The sequence below is a fragment of the Pseudomonas graminis genome (assembly GCF_900111735.1).
Classification (GTDB): Bacteria; Pseudomonadota; Gammaproteobacteria; order Pseudomonadales; family Pseudomonadaceae; genus Aquipseudomonas; species Aquipseudomonas graminis.
The window spans coordinates 62,778-78,307 of record NZ_FOHW01000005.1; the positions used below are offsets into that span (position 1 = coordinate 62,778).

A 15,530-nucleotide genomic window follows, 5' to 3' on the forward strand; every position below is an offset into this window, starting at 1 on the left:
CGGTTTGATCACAATCAAACCCGCCATGCACCTCGCAAGCGCGTCAGCGCAGAGGCGATATCGGCCTCGGGAACCGCTGCAAACCCCAGTACCAGGCCCGCCCGATCATCCACCGGCGTCTCTGACTCCGGCAGCCAGTACTCACTCAACGGCGCGACCTCGACGCCGACACTTTCCGCTTTGGTCACCAGTTCCGTTTCACGCGCTAACGTGTCCACCGCGACGGCGACATGCAGCCCTGCAAGCGGCTTGATCATCGGACTGCAACCCTCAAGCGCCTCGGGCCAGCCAGCCAGCAATGCATCGCGTCGACTCAAGGCAGCCCGGCGCATGCGGCGAATGTGCCGTTGAAAGTGGCCCGCTGCGATGAACTCGGCCATGACCATTTGTGTACCCACCTCGGAATGACGCATGTCCACGGCCCGGCGCCGGCTGAATGGTTCTACCAGGTTGCGCGGCAACACCAGATAACCCAGACGCAGCGCCGGAAATGCCACCTTGCCGAATGTCCCGACGTACAGCACGCGACCGCTCCGATCCAGCGCTGCCAACGGCGCCAGCGGTGCGCCGCTGTATCGGTATTCGCCGTCGTAGTCGTCTTCGACGATCCAGCCATGATTGCGCTCGGCCCATGCGAGCAGTTCCAGCCGCCGCGCCAGGCTCATCGTCACGCCCAGCGGGTATTGATGGGAGGGCGTCACGTAGGCCAACTTGCAGCCTGAGTCATCGCGCGCCGGACTGCGCATGCCCTCCGCGTCAACCGCCATCCCCTGCAACCTGGCGCCAGCCACCCCGAAGGCATGACCGGCGGCGCGATACCCCGGATTTTCGATCGCCACCACATCGCCCCGCTCAAGCAGCAGCTGTGCACAAAGGGTGATTGCCTGCTGCGCGCCATTGGTGATCACAATTTGCTCAGGCGTACAGCGCAGATCGCGGGACGTCCTCAAATAAGCTGCGATCAGCTCTCGCAGTCGCCGTTCGCCGGCCGGGTCGCCGTAGCCCAGATGTTGCAGGCCCGGTTTACGCCAGAAAGCCGCGTGCAGCTTGCCCCACGTGTCGAAAGGGAACAGATCGAATGCCGGAACACCTGTTCGAAACGCCTTCGGCAAGCCGCTTTTAGTCGGCCACAGATGATGCTGCTCCAGTGTCTGAATCGCACTGCTGTGGATAACATTGTTCGACAGTTCTACCGCAACTTTCGGAGGTTTTGTGGATAAACCTGTTGATAAGCCTGGTGATAACCCTGTGGACAGGTGTGTGGATAGTTTTTTTGCCGCCCGTGGTTTCTCCTTCAACAGTGCGACATAAGTGCCGTCGCCTACACGGCTTTCAGTGAAGCCTTCGGCGTAGAGCTGGTCATAGGCGCGCACTACACTGTTGCGGGAGATGCCGAGGGACGACGCCAGATCCCGGCTTGCCGGCAAGCGCGTGCCTCCAGACACGCGGCCGTCGAGGATGCGCTCGCGCAGCGTCTGATAGAGCTGGCGGCTAAGACCATGGCGGCGGTTCAGCTCGATGCCGGCGAAATCGAAGGTCAGTGCTGGCATGGGTACGCGCATCGGATTGGCCCTATGAGATTGATCATTAATGGCTCTTACAACGGACCATTAGGCTGCCTAGGATTGGCTCAGCCGCCAAGGAAAATCTCATGTACACGCCCAGCTATTTCAAAGACGAAGACCTCGCCAGCCTGCACGGGCAGATAGAAGCCACCCGCCTGGCGACCCTGGTCACTTTTGACGAGAGCGGTTTGCAAGCGAGTCATATCCCCTTGCTGCTCGAACCCACTCAAGGTCCGCAAGGGACGCTGTATGGGCATCTGGCCAAAGCCAATCCGCAGTGGAAAGCCCTCAAGACGGGCGCCGAAGCACTGCTGATTTTCCAGGGTGCGGACGCCTACATCAGCCCGTCTTTTTATGCCGCCAAGGCTGAGCACGGCAAAGTGGTGCCCACGTGGAATTATCTGGCGGTGCACGTGTATGGCCGTGCTGATGTGTTCACTGACCCCGAGCGGCTGCTGCAGGTTGTCACCGGCCTGACCAACAAGCACGAAGCCAGCCGCGCCGAGCCTTGGGCTGTCAGCGACGCGCCCGCTGATTACATCGAAAAAATGCTCAACGGCATCGTCGGTTTTGCGATTCCCATCGAGCGGCTTGAAGGCAAGCGCAAGCTCAACCAGAACCGCAGCGCCGAAGACATTGCCGGCGTCAGCCAGGGCCTGGCACTCAGCCAAGACCCATCCGATCGGAAAATCGCTCAATTGATGAGCCAGGGAGCACCGCGTGTCTGACCTCCACATCCGCCCCGTCACTGCTGAAGATCACGATGCCTGGCTGCCGTTGTGGCACGCCTATCTGACCTTCTACAAAACCACGCTCGCCGATGCGGTCACACAGAGCACCTGGCAGCGGTTTCTGGACACCAACGAGTCCACCAACGCCGCCCTCGCCTGGCAGGACGGCAGAGCAGTGGGCATGGTGCATTTCATTTATCACCGCTCCAACTGGAGCATCAGCAACGCCTGCTACCTGCAGGACTTGCTGGTGGTGCCGGAACAGCGCGGCACGGGCGTTGGCCGCCAGCTGATCGAATACGTCTACGCGACCGCCAAGCAGGACGGCGCCGACAAAGTCCATTGGCTCACCCACGAGACCAACGCCACGGCCATTCAGCTGTACGAGCGCATCGCTGAGCGCCCGGGCTTTATTCAATTCCGCAAACCGCTGTAAGACCAGGAACTCTCGATATGTCGGACCTCACCCACTGGCAACCGGCCAGGCTGCCGGACACGCGCACGCTGCAAGGACGCTTCATTCGTCTGGAAAAACTCGACGCCGCACGCCATGGAGATGGGTTGTGGGAGGCGCTGGAAGGTCCTGCCGCTGACCCCAAATTGTGGGATTATCTGTTCGTGGGTCCCTTCCCCGAGCGCGGCGCATTCGATGACTATCTCGCAGGGCTGGAAGGCTCGACCGACCCGTGGTTCTACACCGTCATCGACCAACAGACCGGCGCCATCGACGGCTTTCTGGGCTTGATGTCCATTTTCCCGAGCGCGGGCCGCATCGAGATTGGTCATGTCACCTTCGGCGCCTCGATGCAACGCACCCCCAAAGCGACCGAGGCGGTTTACCTGCTGGCCAAGGAATCCTTTGCGCTGGGCAATCGCCGTCTGGAATGGAAATGCAACGCCAACAACGCCCGCTCCAAGCGTGCGGCCGAACGCTTCGGGTTCAACTTCGAAGGCATATTTCGCCAGCATTCGGTGTGCAAGGGGCAGAACCGCGACACCGCCTGGTACTCGATCATCGACAGCGAATGGCCGGCTGTACAGCAAGCGTTCGAAGCCTGGCTGGCTGTGGATAACTTCGAGGACGGTCAGCAAATCAGAACGCTGGAGGAGATACGCAACTAATCGCACGGTTGAGTAGGAATTATCTGAAAAAGCCGCGAGATCATCACGGCTGGAAAATCCCGGGCTAGCCTGAAGGACGTCCACAGGAAGTGGACGCCCTATCTCATTCAAGGAATGACTCACATGCAAAATCTGACTCCAGCAAAAGCAGCCCCCGAAAACCCGTGGCGGGTGCCCGCTCCCATTCTACACAACGGCAAATATGGCAGCGTGATCATTGATCGTGGTTCGCTAAAAAAGGCAGTGGCCGGATCCAACAATCATTATCTGTTCAGCGAAACAGGCGTCGGCGTGCAGTCTCTGGTGATCGTCGGCACAGCGGTCCAGGTCACCGAGTTCTTGCTTGACCATCAACTGCGCGGCATTGAATCGCAGATCAAAAGCCTTCCGCATCTCTACATGGGCATCACCACTTACAAACCGAACGAGCGATTCGCAGGGGTATTTCCTGCCAATGAGTTGCTGAGCAGTGTCGCTGGTTTCCTGGGTGGGCTGATTCCAGCACCCGACTGGTCGGGAATTCTTGCGGCTCCCGATCAGTTGGCCAGCCTCAAAAAAGCCATCAACGGCGTGGATGCTGCGCAGAAGGCCAAAGGCAATGTGCTTTACGTGAAATTCAGCTATTTGCAGGAAGATAAAATGGTGCTTGTCGGCACGGGTAAAGCGTCGTTCAAAGACGTCCTGCATGTCTTCCAGAAGCACTACAAGAATCGCTGAGCGCCCATTCACCCAACCTGGGTTCAGGACAAAAAAAAGAGGAGCCACGAGAGCTCCCCCAGAGGTAACCGTCAAGCCTGCCGCGTCTGTGCGCGGCAGGCCGTTAACTGTGCCGCAGCTGTGTCAGCCCTCGATTTCGACCAATATCTCGCCCGGGTTTACGCGATCGCCTTTCGCGACATGGATGGCCACAACCTTGCCAGCGATTGCAGCCTGGACTTCAGTCTCCATCTTCATCGCTTCGGTGATCAGCACTGCCTGACCGGCGCGGACGGCATCGCTCTCCTTCACCAGCACGTCGACGATATTGCCCGGCATCGAAGTGCTGACATGGCCCGGCTTGCTGGCCTGCGCACGCTTGCCGATGCCGCTGCCGACGAACTCGTTAAGCGGCTCGAACACCACTTCTTCCGGCATGCCGTCGATGGACAGATAGAAGTGGCGCTTGCCCTCGGCCTTGACGCCTACGCCGGTGATATCGACGCGGTAGCTTTCGCCGTGAACATCGATCACGAATTCGGTCGGGACGCCTTCGCCGCCTGCTTTCGCCACTGCGCCCGGCTCTGGAATCGGCAGCAGAGGCTCTGGCGCCAGAGTGCCCGCCGCACGCTCTTCGAGAAACTTGCGGCCGATGTCCGGGAACATCGCGTACGTGAGCACGTCCTCTTCGGTGGTGGCCAACGCGCCGATTTCGCCGCGCAGCTTGGTCATTTCAGGCTTCAGCAGGTCGGCCGGACGCACATCGATCAGCTCTTCATTGCCGATGGCCTGACGGCGCAGTGTCTCGTCCACCTGCCCCGGCGCTTTGCCGTAACCGCCAGCCAGGTAGAGCTTCACTTCGTTGGTGATGGTTTTGTAACGCTCGCCGGCCAGCACGTTGAAAAATGCCTGGGTGCCGACGATCTGGGAAGTCGGGGTCACCAACGGCGGATAGCCCAAGTCTTTGCGCACCCGCGGAATCTCGGCCAGCACTTCGCCCATGCGGTTCAACGCGCCCTGCTCTTTGAGCTGGTTGGCGAGGTTGGAGATCATGCCGCCCGGCACTTGGTTAACCTGCACGCGGGTATCGACCGCCGTGAATTCGCTTTCGAACTGGTGATACTTCTTACGCACGGCGTAGAAATACAGGCCGATTTCCTGCAGCAGTTCCAGGTCCAGGCCGGTGTCGAATTCACTGCCTTTAAGTGCCGCAACCATCGACTCGGTACCCGGGTGGCTGGTGCCCCAGGCAAAGCTGGAGATCGCGGTATCGATATGGTCGGCACCATTTTCGATAGCCTTCAGCTGGCACATCGCAGCCAGGCCCGCAGTGTCGTGGGAGTGAATGAACACCGGCAGCGATTGCTCGGCTTTCAGCGCCTTGACCAGCTCGCCCGTGGCATAAGGGGTCAGCAGGCCGGCCATGTCCTTGATCGCAACAGAATCGCAGCCCATCGCTTCCATCTCTTTGGCCTGCGCGACAAACGCGCCAATGGTGTGCGCCGGGCTGGTGGTATACGCAATCGTGCCTTGGGCATGTTTACCGGAAGCCTTTACCGCTTCGACCGCTACGCGCAGGTTGCGCACGTCGTTCATGGCATCGAAGATGCGGAACACGTCGATACCGTTATCCGCCGCCTTGGCGACGAAGGCTTTGACCACGTCATCGCTGTAGTGGCGATACCCCAGCAGGTTCTGACCGCGAAGCAGCATTTGCAGACGCGTGTTGGGCAGCGCCGCGCGCAATTGGCGCAGGCGCTCCCACGGATCTTCCTTCAGGAAGCGCACGCAGGCGTCGAAGGTCGCACCGCCCCACACTTCCAGCGACCAATAGCCGACTTTGTCGAGCCTGTCGCAGATCGGCAGCATGTCCTCGGTGCGCATGCGGGTCGCCAGCAGAGACTGGTGGGCGTCGCGCAAAATGGTGTCGGTGACATGGATCTTCTTGGTCATTTTTATCTCCTCAGAGCTGCAAGCGCCAAGCTGCAAGCCTCAAGCAAAGGCCGATCGCGCTCTTGCTTACAGCTTGCCGCTTGTGGCTTGCAGCTAACGTGTTCATAGGCCAGCGTGTGCGGCGATGGCGGCGGCGATGGCCAGGGCCAGCTCTTCGGGTTTGCGCTTGATCGAGTAATTGGTCAGCTCGGGATGGCTCTCAACGAAGCTGGTATTGAACTGACCGCTGCGGAATTCCGGGTTGCGCAGGATCTCCTGGTAATACGCGGCCGTGGTCTTTACCCCCTGCAGACGCATGTCATCCAGCGCACGCAGACCGCGGTCCATTGCCTCTTCCCAGGTCAGCGCCCAGACGATCAGCTTCAGGCACATGGAGTCGTAATACGGCGGAATGGTGTAGCCGGTGTAGATCGCCGTATCGGTGCGCACGCCGGGACCGCCGGGCGCGTAATAACGGGTGATTTTGCCGAAGCTCGGCAGGAAGTTGTTTTTCGGGTCTTCCGCGTTGATGCGGAACTGCAACGCGAAACCGCGATGGATGATGTCTTCCTGCTTGACCGACAGTGGCAGCCCCGACGCAATGCGGATCTGTTCGCGAACGATGTCGATCCCGGTGATTTCCTCGGTGATCGTGTGCTCGACCTGTACGCGGGTGTTCATCTCCATGAAATACACCTCGCCCTCGGCCAGCAAGAACTCCACGGTGCCGGCGTTCTCGTAGCCCACGGCCTTGGCAGCACGCACGGACAGGTCGCCGATGTAGGCGCGCTGCTCCGGGGTCAGTTGCGGACTCGGGGCGATTTCGATGAGCTTCTGGTTGCGGCGCTGGATCGAGCAATCGCGCTCAAACAAGTGCACGACATTGCCAAAGCTGTCGCCGAGGATCTGCGCTTCGATGTGCTTGGGATTGACGATGCACTTTTCGAGAAAGACTTCGGCCTTGCCGAATGCCTTGGTCGCCTCGGAAATGACCCGAGGAAAGGCCTGCTCCAGCTCTTCCCGGCTGTTGCAGCGACGAATGCCGCGACCGCCGCCGCCAGAAGTGGCCTTGAGCATGACGGGGTAACCGATGCGATCGCCTTCAACCAGTGCTTCGGCAATGTCGGCCACGTTGCCTTCCGTCCCGGGCGTCACCGGCACGCCGGCCTTGATCATGCTGCGGCGAGCTTCGGTCTTGTCGCCCATGCGGCGGATCACTTCAGCGGACGGACCGATGAACTTGATACCTCGTTCTGCGCAGATATCAGCCAACTCTGCGTTTTCCGACAAAAACCCATAGCCGGGGTGCAACGCGTCGCAGCCGGTTTCAACGGCAAGATTCACCAGCTTGCGCGGGTTCAAATAGCCTTCGAGGGGCTCCGAGCCAATACCGTAGGCCTCGTCGGCACGCTTCACGTGGAGCGCGTGACGGTCCGCGTCGGAATAGATCGCCACCGAGCGGATGCCCATTTCTGCGCATGCGCGCACGATTCGGACAGCGATTTCCCCACGGTTGGCGATCAGGATTTTTTTTATCACTGGTATTTCCTCGACCGATTAGCAGACGGACCAGATAGCTGGCCAATACCGCGCGACATTCCGTAACTGCATGTTGCTCGCAGGTGAGGGCACCCTATGACGAATCAGCAATTAACAAAAATGAGTAAATATTGGGTGAACCATAAGCAAAACCTTATAGTTGCCAGTATCAGCTAGACGACCAGGGGTATAAGAATGCGTAAGTCATTGATGCGAATGACATTGCGTCAATTGCGGATCTTCAATGAGGTCTGTGACTTGCGCTCTTACAGTCGGGCGGCTGAAGAAATGTCGCTGACGCAGCCTGCCGTCAGCCTGCAGATTCGTCAGCTGGAAGAGCTGGTCGGGCAGCCTTTATTCGAATACGTGGGCAAGAAGCTTTATCTCACGGAAGCCGCCGAGGCGCTGCAGCTCGCCAGTCGCGACATCTTCGGTCGGCTGGAGAACCTCGACATGCAGCTGTCCGACATGCAGGGCTCGCTGCAGGGGCAGCTCAAACTGGCGATCGAATCCAGTGCCAAGTATTTCGTCCCCCACCTGTTCGCGGCCTTCAAGCGTAAATATCCGGAAGTCATGCTCAACCTGACGGTCGTCAACCGGGCGCAGGTGATTCGGCGACTCTCGGATAACCGCGATGACCTGGTGGTGATGTCGATGGTCCCGCAGGACATGGGCCTGGAGTTCTTGCCCTTTCTAAATAACCCGATCGTCGCCGTCGCGCAGCCGGATCATCCGTTGACGCTGCTGCCCAATCCGACGTTGAAGGATCTGGAGTCGGCAACACTGGTGGTCCGCGAACAGGGCTCGGGGACGCGCAAAGCGTGTGAGGAGTATTTCAAGGAGAAGCGCGTTCACTTCGAGCACACGCTGGAGGTGTCCTCGGCTGAAGCGCAGCGTGAATGCGTGGTGGCGGGGCTCGGCGTCGCACTGCTGACGCGTCATGCGCTGAGCCTGGAACTTGCCACTGGCACGCTGATTGAGCTGCCAGTGGCCGAATTGCCGCTGTACCGAAGCTGGTGCGTCGTACAGGCACGGGACAAACGTCTGTCGCCGGTGGCTCACGCGTTCCTGTCATTCATCCGGACGGAGCGTACACAGATCAGCGTGCTGGTCGCGCGCTTTGATGGCCACCTTCCGAAGCGCTAGCGCTCTGCCAGAAGTGCGCGGTGGCGCCATCCAGGTAGTTCGAGAGTTCCTGGTTCAGGCGGCGCTCTTCTGAATGGCTTTCGATTGCACGCCGGAACGCCATGCGGCGCTGGTCTTCCTGCTGACGGCGGGTTTTGGTGCTGGAGGTGCTGTGCTGCTGCGAGTCATCGTAGTGCCGAGGCATATCCTGTCTCCCATTCGTGTGCGGGAGTACAGAGTGGCGGGGCGCGGTGACGATCAGACGTCGGAAGCGTTACAGGTTGGTGAAGGTTTCAGCACTGCGCAGGTTCAGCTCAATCTTCGGACGATTTGATCGACTTCGGCGACAACCGCAAGCTGCGCAAGCTGCGCTTCACGCTCTTCAGGTGATTGACCAGGCTCGGGCCGCGCGCCATCGCGACGCCCATCGCCAGGACATCAATGACCACCAGGTGCGCGATGCGTGAGGTCAACGGCGTGTAGATCTCGGTGTCCTCGTGCACGTCGATGGCGAGGTTGACCGTGGACAACTCGGCCAATGGCGTCTGGCTCGGGCACAGCGTAATCAGGTTGGCGCCGCTCTCGCGCACCAGATTTGCGGTGATCAGCAGGTCCTTTGAGCGACCTGACTGCGAGATACACACCGCGACGTCGGTGGGCTTGAGCGTTACAGCCGACATCGCCTGCATGTGCGGATCAGAGTAAGACGCCGCCGTCAGCAGCAGTCGGAAGAACTTGTGCTGGGCGTCAGCCGCGACTGCACCGGAGGCGCCGAAACCGTAGAACTCAACCCGATGCGCGGCCGCCATGACCGTCACCGCCGCCTGCAAAGCATGGGGGTCCAGCTTTTCGCGCACTTCTATCAGCGTGTGCAGCGTGGTGTCGAAAATCTTCAGGCTGTAATCGGCGACGGAATCGTCTTCGTGGATGGCAAACTGCCCGAAGCTCGCGCCGGCGGCGAGGCTTTGCGCCAATTTGAGTTTCAGATCCTGAAAACCGGTGCAGCCAATGGCGCGGCAGAAACGCACGATGGTCGGCTCACTGATACCGACCGCATGCGCCAGATCGGCCATGGAGCTGTGCATCACGGCCGCCGGATCGAGCAGCACGTGATCGGCTACTTTCAGCTCCGACTTGCGCAAGAGATGGCGTGACTGGGCGATGTGCTGCAACAGATTCAAAGGACAGGACTCAAGTGAAGGAAGGGCCGGGCTGTAGCTTTCTTGTAGTTATACTACATGACCTGCAAACCGCACAGTTAAACGATCTTCCCGCGGTCAACCGATCGGTGTTGAGGCTCAGGTCGCTTTGTAGTGTAGGGCTTTTCGCACAGGGCTCCAGGCTTCGGCCAGACAACTGCGCAGGATGCCGCCCATGACGCTGGCCTCTACCGGCCGACTGATCAAGTAGCCTTGCACCTCGTCGCAACCATGAGCCCTGAGAAACTCCAGTTGCTCGCAATCTTCCACGCCCTCGGCCACTACCCTGAGCTCAAGACTGTGGGCCATCGCGATGATCGCTCGGGTAATCGCCGCGTCCTCTGCCCCTTCGTTCAAACCACGAATAAAGGCTTGGTCGATCTTCACGCAGTGCACCGGAAAACGTTTCAGGTAGCTCAACGATGAATAGCCCGTACCGAAGTCGTCGATGGCTAATTTCACCCCAAGTGCGCGCAGTTGCTGGAACGTGGTGATGATGTGCTCGACGCTCTCCAGCAGCTGGCTCTCAGTGAGCTCAAGCTCCAGGTATTCCGGATCTAGCCCGGTCTCTTCGAGCACTTGCCGCACAAGGCTGACCAGCTTGCCTTGACGCATTTGATGCACCGAAAGATTGACTGAAACCCTGATCGGAGCGAGGCCCTCCCGCTGCCATTCGCAGGCCTGGTGGCAGGCTTTGCGCAGCACAAACTCCCCTATGTTGGCGATCAGGCCGGTCTCCTCCGCCAACCCGATGAACTCGCCGGGCGAAATCAGACCGCGCTCGGGATGACGCCAGCGCACCAGTGCCTCCGCGGAATTGAGACGCCCGCTTTTAAGCTCCAGCTTAGGCTGATAAAAAACCTCCAGTTGCCCTTCTGCAATCGCGCGACGTAGCTGGATTTCCAGCTGCAAACGACCTGGCGTACCCGCCTCAAGGCTTTCGGTGTAGAACTGAAAATTGTCGCCACCCAGGTGTTTGGCGTGTTGCATGGCCATATTCGCCTGGCTGACCAGCGCGGCAATGTCCCGGGCAGAACCGGGCAGCAACGCGATGCCGATCGAAGCGCTGATCACCAGCTCATGGCCGGAAACTGATATCGGCGAACGCAGCTTCGCCAGCAGGCGCGTCGTGATTCGCGCCATCGTGGTCAGGTTGCCGTGGCTGTCAAACAGCACGGCAAACTCGTCCGCCGACAAACGCGCGACGGTATCGGCGTCTGCCACGTGGGCATTCAGCCGGCGCGCGACAAGGCGCAGCAATTGGTCAGCGATGTCGTGACCCAGGCTGTCGTTGAGCAATTTGAAGCGATCGAGATTGATATGCAGCATGGCCAGCGTGCGCCCACCGTGACGCGCACGCTGATTGGCCTCGCGCAGCCGCTCGTTGAACAACGCCCGATTGGCAAGGCCGGTCAGCTCATCGTAATGGGTCAGATAACGCGTACGCTCTTCGTACTGGCGCGTCAGCTCGCGGTTAAGCTCGTCACTTTCGGCCTGGGCCTGTTGAAGGTGCTCGATGAGCGCCACGTTCTGAAATCGCCGGATCAGGCCCCTCTCGATCAAACGGTTGACCTGCGCGGCCACCACGATCAGCGCCAGCAGCAGAATCAGTCCGAGCCAGCCCCAGCCATGGCATTGTGGATCGCCAGTCCAGAACAGATAGAGGATGGGCGGTAGCAGGCACGGCAGCGTGAAGGTGAGGAACGCCGGAATGCTCACGGCATAGGCCACACTGGCAGACAGCGTCGCAGCGCCGATCAGGCCGAACGCCCAGGCCTGCTGAGCGAGGCTTTGCGCCGGCATCAGCACCAGCGCGGCGCTGGACAGGGTGAACCCGCTGACGCAGGCGCCGGCCAGAAACATGCGATTCCAGATCGGCTGTGAACGACGATCGAGTGATGCCGACCTGAACGCGGCGACTTGCAGCACACGCAGACAAACCAGCGCTGACAGCCAACCCAGCCAGACGCCAACCAGCACGTAACGCTCGGGGCTCCAGAGCAGCCACGCGCAGAGCAAACCATTGATGAACATGAACAGGGTCGGCAGTAGCGATCCCTGATAAAGAAGGCGGGTACGCTCGGCGGCAAGCTGGGTCGCGAACTGCTTGCAGATGACACGGCGTGTCGCCACGGAGTCTGCCGGGGCTTCGGAGCTGAAGGTCATGGCATTTCTTATAATTGGTGGCCTTGAACGTTCGCGGAGGATACACAAGGGACCGTCGAGACCAAACAGTCATAAATTAAAATCTACAGACGGCAAAATAGGACCGACAACATCACGACCGGCCAGCGTTAGGGTTTGCCCATGCCCTCACGGCACCCTAGAATGCCCCGATGCGCGATGACCTCTCCCTTCTGCTTAACTCCCTCAACGATGCCCAACGCCAGGCCGTAGCTGCCTCCGTGGGTCGTCAGTTGGTCCTGGCCGGCGCTGGTTCCGGCAAAACCCGTGTGCTGGTACACCGTATCGCCTGGTTGATCCAGGTCGAGAACGCCTCGCCGCACTCGATCCTGTCGGTGACGTTCACCAACAAGGCCGCTGCCGAGATGCGCCATCGCATCGAGCAGTTGATGGGCATCAACCCGGCCGGCATGTGGGTGGGTACCTTCCACGGTCTGGCGCACCGCCTGTTGCGGGCGCACTGGCAGGAAGCGGGTCTGAACCAGAGCTTCCAGATCCTGGACAGCGATGACCAGCAGCGACTGGTCAAGCGCGTCATGCGCGAGCTGAATCTGGATGAGCAGCGCTGGCCGGCACGGCAGGCGCAGTGGTTCATAAACGGGCAGAAGGACGAAGGGCTGCGTCCTAAACACATTCAGGCCTCGGGCGATCTCTTTCTGACGACCATGAAGTCGGTCTATGAAGCCTATGAGGCGGCCTGTCAGCGCGCCGGCGTTATCGATTTCTCCGAGCTGCTGCTTCGCGCGCTGGACCTGTGGCGCGATAACCCGAGCCTGCTTGCTCACTATCAGCGCCGTTTCCGTCACGTGCTGGTAGACGAATTCCAGGACACCAACGCCGTTCAGTACGCCTGGTTGCGCCTGCTTGCCCAGGGTGGCGACAGCCTGATGGTGGTCGGCGACGACGATCAGTCCATCTATGGCTGGCGCGGCGCGAAGATCGAGAATATTCATCAGTATTCCGAAGACTTCCCCGATACCGAGACCATTCGCCTGGAGCAGAACTATCGCTCCACCGCGAGCATCCTCAAGGCCGCCAACGGCTTGATCGTCAACAACACAGGGCGGCTGGGTAAAGAGCTGTGGACTGACGTCGGCGACGGCGAGCTGATCAATCTGTATGCCGCGTTCAACGAACACGACGAAGCGCGCTACGTGGTCGAGACCATAGAAAGCGCGATCAAGACCGGCCTTGCGCGAAGCGACATCGCCATTCTCTACCGCTCCAACGCCCAGTCGCGGGTCCTTGAAGAAGCCTTGCTCCGCGAGCGCATCCCGTACCGCATCTACGGTGGCCAGCGATTCTTCGAGCGCGCCGAAATCAAGAACGCCATGGCGTATATGCGCTTGCTGGACGGGCGCGGTAATGATTCGGCGCTGGAGCGGGTCATCAACGTCCCCCCGCGCGGCATTGGCGAGAAAACCGTCGAAGCGATTCGCGAGCATGCGCGCCACGCCGACGTTTCGATGTGGGAAGCCATGCGCCTGCTGGTCGCCAACAAAGGCCTGGCCGGTCGTGCTGCGGGCGCGCTGGGCGCATTCATCGAACTGATCGAAAACCTCGCCGCCAAGGCCGCGGACATGCCGCTGCATCTGATGACCCAAACGGTTATCGAGCAGTCCGGCCTGATCACGTACCACAAGGAAGAGAAAGGCGAGAAAGGCCAGGCCCGGGTGGAAAACCTTGAGGAACTGGTCAGCGCCGCGCGCGCCTTCGAGAACAGCGACGAAGAGGAAGACCTGACACCGCTGGCGGCCTTCCTCGGCCATGCCTCCCTGGAGGCAGGCGATACCCAGGCGGACGAGCACGAGGACAGCATTCAATTGATGACGCTGCACAGCGCCAAAGGTCTGGAGTTCCCGTACGTGTTCCTGGTGGGCATGGAAGAAGGCCTGTTCCCGCACAAGATGAGCCTGGAAGAGCCGGGGCGCCTGGAAGAAGAGCGTCGTCTGGCTTATGTGGGCATCACCCGTGCCATGCAGCATCTGGTGATGACCTACGCAGAAACCCGACGCCTGTACGGAAGCGAAACCTACAACAAGGTCTCGCGCTTCGTACGGGAGGTGCCGGCCAATCTGATTCAGGAAGTGCGGTTGTCCAACAGCGTGACGAGGCCGTTCGGCGGTTCCAAAACCATGGCCCCGAGTCGCCTGTTCGATGGCGAAGCCATTCCGCAGAGCCAGTTCTCCCTGGGGCAGCACGTGCAGCACGCAGTGTTTGGTGAAGGCGTGATCCTCAACTTCGAGGGTTCAGGCGCTCAGGCGCGGGTCCAGGTGAATTTCTCGGAAGGCAGCAAGTGGCTGATGCTGGGGTACGCGAAGCTCGAGCCGGTTTGATCGGTAACTGACGATGCGTTGATGCACCCCTTGTATTCCCACATCCACCCCCCATCTTTCCTACAGAACTTTCTTCACCTGCTTACAACCCAGGTAGAGCAGGCAGGTGAAGATTCACGCAAAAGCCGGAAACATATGGCCGCTGGTCATCCCCATTTGTCCTGTGCAACATGGCGCGCGTGCAATCCACAAACGGGAATTCCCTTATGCAACGTTTTCTTAGCATCGCTCTGGCAATGATTATCGGGCTCACCATGAGCCTCGATGTCAACGCTGCGCGTTTCGGTGGTGGCAAGAGCATGGGCTCGGCGCCAAGTCACCAGGCGCGTCAAACAGCTCCTTCCACTCCTGCCGCAGCACCTAACGCCGCCGGCCGTCCTGCGCCTGCTGCGGGCGGTGCTTCCAAATGGCTGGGCCCATTGGCCGGTCTCGCCGCCGGTGGCCTTCTGGCCTCCATGTTCATGGGCGGTGGCTTCGAAGGCATGCAGTTCTTCGACATCCTGATCATGGCGATCATCGCCTTCGTGATCTTTCGCTTCATCGCGGCGCGTCGACGCAAACAGCAGCCACAGATGGCCCCCGCTGGTGCTCCTTATCAGCGTGAAACCTTCGAACAGCCGCAACCGGCACAGAATTCGATCTTCGGCGGTTCCGCTCCTGCAGCGGCTGCCCGTCCGGTAATCAACGCGCCGGCCTGGTTCAACGAAGAACGTTTTATTGAAGCTGCCCGCAGTCACTTCCAGTCGCTGCAACAGCACTGGGACGCGAACGAGATGGACAAGATCTCCGAGTTCGTGACCCCGCAAATGCTGCAGTTCCTGAAGAAAGAACGCGCCGATCTGGGCGACGGCTTCCAGTCCACCTTCATCGACAACCTCAACGTGCAACTTGATGGTCTGGATGATCGCGCCGACAAGACCATCGCTACGCTGACGTTCAACGGTGTGTCGAAGACGTCGCGCTTCGATCAGGGCGAAGTGTTCAGTGAAAGCTGGAACATGGAACGCGCCCAGGGTGACAACCAGCCTTGGCTGGTGGCAGGTATCCGCCAGAACGGCTAATACCGCTGAGCTGCTGCAAATGAACCCCGGACTTGTTCCG

General features: G+C 60.0%; 13 protein-coding genes. 7 read left to right on the top strand and 6 right to left on the bottom strand.

What is annotated here, in order from left to right; genetic code table 11:
- Positions 1 to 14: 14 nt before the first annotated feature.
- The gene (pdxR, locus tag BMY98_RS05725) at positions 15 to 1,562 is read right to left on the bottom strand and encodes a MocR-like pyridoxine biosynthesis transcription factor PdxR (protein WP_074885958.1); all 1,548 of its coding nucleotides are present in this window, start codon (positions 1,560 to 1,562) and stop codon (positions 15 to 17) included.
- A gap of 89 nt (positions 1,563 to 1,651) precedes the next feature.
- On the opposite strand from pdxR, the gene BMY98_RS05730 reads away from it, so the two are divergent.
- From BMY98_RS05730 to BMY98_RS05745, 4 genes are all read left to right on the top strand, one after another.
- Positions 1,652 to 2,293: an FMN-binding negative transcriptional regulator gene (locus BMY98_RS05730; RefSeq protein ID WP_074885961.1), complete on the top strand. Its 642-nt coding sequence runs from the start codon at positions 1,652 to 1,654 to the stop codon at positions 2,291 to 2,293.
- Entirely contained in the window at positions 2,286 to 2,732 is a 447-nt protein-coding gene (locus BMY98_RS05735) for a GNAT family N-acetyltransferase (protein ID WP_074885964.1), read from the top strand. The genes BMY98_RS05730 and BMY98_RS05735 overlap by 8 nt, the downstream gene beginning before the upstream one ends.
- A 17-nt stretch (positions 2,733 to 2,749) precedes the next feature.
- Positions 2,750 to 3,418 carry a GNAT family N-acetyltransferase gene (locus tag BMY98_RS05740; RefSeq protein ID WP_074885966.1) on the top strand — a complete coding sequence of 223 codons (669 nt, stop codon included), beginning with the start codon at positions 2,750 to 2,752 and terminating at the stop codon, positions 3,416 to 3,418.
- A gap of 123 nt (positions 3,419 to 3,541) precedes the next feature.
- Entirely contained in the window at positions 3,542 to 4,135 is a 594-nt protein-coding gene (locus BMY98_RS05745) for a hypothetical protein (RefSeq protein ID WP_083398727.1), read from the top strand.
- 123 nt (positions 4,136 to 4,258) lie between these two features.
- Here the strand turns inward: BMY98_RS05745 and oadA are convergent, their stop codons facing one another.
- Together oadA and BMY98_RS05755 are read right to left on the bottom strand one after the other, a co-directional pair.
- Positions 4,259 to 6,067 carry a sodium-extruding oxaloacetate decarboxylase subunit alpha gene (gene oadA / locus BMY98_RS05750; protein WP_074885972.1) on the bottom strand — a complete coding sequence of 603 codons (1,809 nt, stop codon included), beginning with the start codon at positions 6,065 to 6,067 and terminating at the stop codon, positions 4,259 to 4,261.
- 102 nt (positions 6,068 to 6,169) lie between these two features.
- Positions 6,170 to 7,585 carry an acetyl-CoA carboxylase biotin carboxylase subunit gene (locus tag BMY98_RS05755; protein ID WP_074885974.1) on the bottom strand — a complete coding sequence of 472 codons (1,416 nt, stop codon included), beginning with the start codon at positions 7,583 to 7,585 and terminating at the stop codon, positions 6,170 to 6,172.
- Between the two features lie 195 nt (positions 7,586 to 7,780).
- On the opposite strand from BMY98_RS05755, the gene BMY98_RS05760 reads away from it, so the two are divergent.
- The gene (locus BMY98_RS05760; RefSeq protein WP_074885977.1) at positions 7,781 to 8,731 is read left to right on the top strand and encodes a LysR family transcriptional regulator; all 951 of its coding nucleotides are present in this window, start codon (positions 7,781 to 7,783) and stop codon (positions 8,729 to 8,731) included.
- Here BMY98_RS05760 and BMY98_RS05765 read toward each other — a convergent pair.
- The 3 genes from BMY98_RS05765 to BMY98_RS05775 form a co-directional block, all read right to left on the bottom strand.
- Entirely contained in the window at positions 8,685 to 8,915 is a 231-nt protein-coding gene (locus BMY98_RS05765) for a PA3496 family putative envelope integrity protein (protein WP_074885980.1), read from the bottom strand. The genes BMY98_RS05760 and BMY98_RS05765 overlap by 47 nt on opposite strands.
- A gap of 109 nt (positions 8,916 to 9,024) precedes the next feature.
- Positions 9,025 to 9,891, bottom strand: a complete 867-nt coding sequence (gene hexR, locus BMY98_RS05770) for a transcriptional regulator HexR (protein ID WP_065988147.1) — start codon at positions 9,889 to 9,891, stop codon at positions 9,025 to 9,027.
- A 117-nt stretch (positions 9,892 to 10,008) separates the two neighbouring features.
- Entirely contained in the window at positions 10,009 to 12,075 is a 2,067-nt protein-coding gene (locus tag BMY98_RS05775; RefSeq protein WP_074885983.1) for a putative bifunctional diguanylate cyclase/phosphodiesterase, read from the bottom strand.
- 170 nt (positions 12,076 to 12,245) lie between these two features.
- Here BMY98_RS05775 and uvrD point away from each other — a divergent pair, with 170 nt between their 5' ends.
- Together uvrD and BMY98_RS05785 are read left to right on the top strand one after the other, a co-directional pair.
- Positions 12,246 to 14,429: a DNA helicase II gene (gene uvrD, locus BMY98_RS05780; protein WP_074885986.1), complete on the top strand. Its 2,184-nt coding sequence runs from the start codon at positions 12,246 to 12,248 to the stop codon at positions 14,427 to 14,429.
- A gap of 206 nt (positions 14,430 to 14,635) precedes the next feature.
- Complete coding sequence (locus BMY98_RS05785) at positions 14,636 to 15,490, top strand: Tim44 domain-containing protein (protein WP_074885989.1); 855 nt, start codon at positions 14,636 to 14,638, stop codon at positions 15,488 to 15,490.
- Positions 15,491 to 15,530 lie beyond the last annotated feature (40 nt).